2 protein-coding genes are annotated in these 2,878 nt (G+C 52.1%); both read right to left on the bottom strand.

Going from position 1 to position 2,878, the window contains the following annotated elements:
* A partial coding sequence (locus VMJ32_17910) for a Wzz/FepE/Etk N-terminal domain-containing protein (protein HTQ40899.1) occupies positions 1-1,268 on the bottom strand: 1,268 nt, incomplete at its 3' end.
* A 66-nt stretch (positions 1,269-1,334) separates the two neighbouring features.
* Complete coding sequence (locus tag VMJ32_17905; GenBank protein ID HTQ40898.1) at positions 1,335-2,285, bottom strand: exosortase/archaeosortase family protein; 951 nt, start codon at positions 2,283-2,285, stop codon at positions 1,335-1,337.
* Positions 2,286-2,878 lie beyond the last annotated feature (593 nt).

Raw genomic sequence — 2,878 nt, 5'->3', positions numbered from 1 at the left:
TCGCTGGCGGTCCCAAGCTTGGTCGTCTCCGCCACCACGTCGTCCAAGTTTTTTTGCAGCGTCACCAAGTCGTCAGTCAATTGTTTCTTTTCAATCTCTAATTTTTCAGGATCAGCCTTGACACCGTCTTGCGAGGCCAGATCGGTTTTTAGCTGTTTGATAATCTCCGGTCGGAGCTCTCGGCGCCGCTCTTCCAGCCGCGATTGCAGCGCCGCCAATTTGTTTTTGTAGTCCTTCACCTGCGGATCACGGTCTCCCAAGCGCGACGCCCCCATGGCATAGTCGATGGCCATCTGCATATTAGTCGCTTGCTTCGTCATGTCGGCGATTTGATCGTCGCGCAACAGATATTGTTCAACCTGGTAATCAGGAATGTCCGTAGGCTTGTCGCTTTGGAGAATACGCAGTTGTTTGGCAATTCTTGCCAAATCTTCTCGAGTTCGGCTCATCTGGTTCATGATGCTGCCGCTCTGCTGAACCAGTAAGTTGTATTGAAACTTCACCGAATCCAGGTCGGGCGACTTTGTTTTTTCCTGAAGTTTCTGCAACTGGTCGCGCTTGTTAGAGATATCGTTCTGAAGTTCGTTCAAAGTGTTTTGAAGCAAAGTAAGCTTGCCCACGTTCTCGCGATTCTCCACTTCCACAACGTTGTCCAGGTACGAATCTTTGACGGCATTGACAATTTTGACCAACTGCTGTGGGTCTTTGCCGCGCATTTTGATTTGCAACAATTCCGAATCTCGGGGCGTTACGACCGTGATTTCGTCTTCCAGAAACCGGTGCTGGTCCTTTTCCGCGCGCAACAGCGGCAGGCTAGCCACACCTTCCTTGTTCAACGCCTCTTGCAATACCATCGGACTCCGGATGCGCGCCGCCTGGGTTTGGCGATATGCTTCGTATTCGGCCCCGTCTCGGCCGGGCTTGGTTTCACTCCACTGCTGCGGATCGCCGACTTTCAACCACGCCACCACTTCGTAATTTTCGGGCGCCACGATCCATAATAGCGCTGCCAAGGGGAGTCCCATCACGATCCCGACAATCAGGGCCAACAACCAGCGCCTGCGGAGTGAGTGCAGCAACTGCGAAAAACTCAAGCCCGCTGGGGCGGCATCCACATAGTTTCCGCCATAACCCGCCGCCACGTAGGGGCTCAGGCCTTGCATATTGTAGTCTCGAACCATTAACGCTTGTTGGTTCGACGCGGCCTCTCCATTGTGGCTGACTTCATTGCTGGCGGAATCAATTTCGGTGGGAGTTGGTTGAGTCACTGCTGCGCCTCTTTCATCAGGTCGAAAAATTCTGCCGGACGAATATTGCTCATTGCCCCGCCAATGCTACCGAACACGGGTAGGCATCGGACGCCGGACCGTTGTCGACTTGGAGCCCAGCCCGCCGGATTGGGGTTGGATGTGCGTTTCTTCGATAAATACACGATCTAAAATCTGCATTTCCAAGTACATGAAGCCCAGGGCGATAGGAATCATGAACCATCCCGCCAGGTTGTGGAAGAATTCTTTTGCAAATTCTGATTCCTGGCCCAGCACCATGAATAATAGCGCCGTGATCACAATCCGGATTACGTTCACCAGCAGGGCGATGGGAATGGCGCTGGCAATGATGAACGCTTTCTGCCACCAGGGGCGATCGATAATCATGCTCATCGCCACCGCCAACGCCAAAAAAATCGTGGCCATTCGCAGGCCGCTGCATTGCTCCTCCACGTTCAGCGGAAAGCCTTCGCCGATTAATATCTTATTGCCTTCGTTGAACGCGTCCACTCCCATCGTTTGCAGTGTGTACGTACTCATGGTCGTGGCGGCATGTTGCAGCGGGTTGAGCAGGCCCCGCTCCGCGGCGGTCGGCAAGGGAAGCATGAATATCAGAAATGCCAACGGCGCTGCCGACCATCGTAAGGCTGGCCAGCCTCCCGCGATGACAAACACGCCCGCGAGCACGGGAATGATCGACACCATGTCGAACGAAATCAGATTGTGATACGATGAAAATAGTCGAAACAATAATCCGCCCGCCATGATGGCGACGCCCCACCAGCGCACCGACGATGGAACCGGCTCAAACGGTTCGCGGCGCATTGCAATTAACACCGCCGCAAAAATCGGTATCAAAAACCCGTGTGAGTATTGCGCACTCGTCCAGGCGTTCAGCAGACCCTCTATCGTGTTCCAGTATGCCCACAGTATCACTATGCCCAATCCGCCGATGATGAACCAGGGAGTTTGTTGATCGGTTTGGGTGTTCGCTGACGCGGACGTATTGGCTGCCATAAAAACAATGCTTCTAAAACCAAGAACTCAAAATTAGAAATGCCAACATTTATGTTGCCGGCCAGCATCCCGCTGCGGTTGTTACCCTGACCGAGGGGCAATCGACAAGCTTCCCCGCGTTGGCCCGTATCGTTCACGATAAATCCCGCGCCGCAGGTTGTCAAACAATTCTTTTCTCTCGCACGGCAACATCAGTTCAAAGTGTTTCGTAATTGTTGTGGCAATGCTACGACTTGATGCGAAAAAACGACGACTCACCTACTCAGCGCATCCCTGCTCCCTTGCGTTCGCACCTCATTTTCAAAGAAATAGTGCACTTTTTCAGGAACCAAATTCCACCGTCCAAGACAAAGCAAAACTGAGGCCATCCAAAGGGGTTCGCTCTATAGACTAATGCGGATAGCAATAAATCTTGCATGCTACCCATTCTATCCCATTTAACCAGAAAAATGTTTTCTTACGAAGTCTGTGTGAAAGTTTGCCGATTATTCAAAGGCTAACGGTCGGGCCGAGTATAGTGAACGCGCCAGCGCTGGTAGCTAAAGTCAAAGACGGTTAATTTAGGTAGTTTGCAATGAGTTGATAATGTTTTA

It is taken from the genome of Pirellulales bacterium (assembly GCA_035499655.1).
Lineage (GTDB): Bacteria > Planctomycetota > Planctomycetia > Pirellulales > JADZDJ01 > DATJYL01.
Note: the sequence above shows the minus strand (reverse complement) of the source record. Positions and strands in the feature narration are given on the sequence as shown.